General features: G+C 41.7%; 1 protein-coding gene. It reads right to left on the bottom strand.

Annotated features, from left to right (window positions below; genetic code table 11):
• A partial coding sequence (locus G8O24_RS47370; RefSeq protein ID WP_244646435.1) for an alpha-amylase family glycosyl hydrolase occupies positions 1 to 393 on the bottom strand: 393 nt, incomplete at both ends.

The following is a 393-nucleotide window of genomic DNA, read 5'->3' as shown; positions in this document are numbered from 1 at the left end:
GTTCCGGAGGAGTTTTGCCTTACCATGATGCGTAGCTGGGAGCGAAGGGGGCGGAAGCGGGAATTGATAAACCATATGCGCTTCTTTTTCACCATTTCCAAAATAACTAATATTATCAACATGCGGCACATTGGTTTCAGTTATAATAATCGTCCCTGGTGCTGCAATATCTACTAAATCTCTAAATAATTTCACGATTTCATGCGTCTCTTCCAAGTGAATCGAGCTTGTTCCCGGCACCTTCCACATAAATCCAACCGCATCAAGTCGCACATATTCTGCTCCTTCTTCTAGATAGAACATTAAAACATCAATCATCTTATAAAGCACTTCCGGACAAGCAAAGTTAAAATCAATCTGTTCTTCTCTACACGACGTCCAAATACGCCCTAC

The sequence above is a fragment of the Bradyrhizobium campsiandrae genome (assembly GCF_014529705.1).
In the GTDB taxonomy this organism is placed as follows: Bacteria; Pseudomonadota; Alphaproteobacteria; order Rhizobiales; family Xanthobacteraceae; genus Bradyrhizobium; species Bradyrhizobium campsiandrae.
The sequence above is the reverse complement of the archived record's forward strand: the minus strand, read 5'-3'. Positions and strand labels throughout refer to the sequence as shown.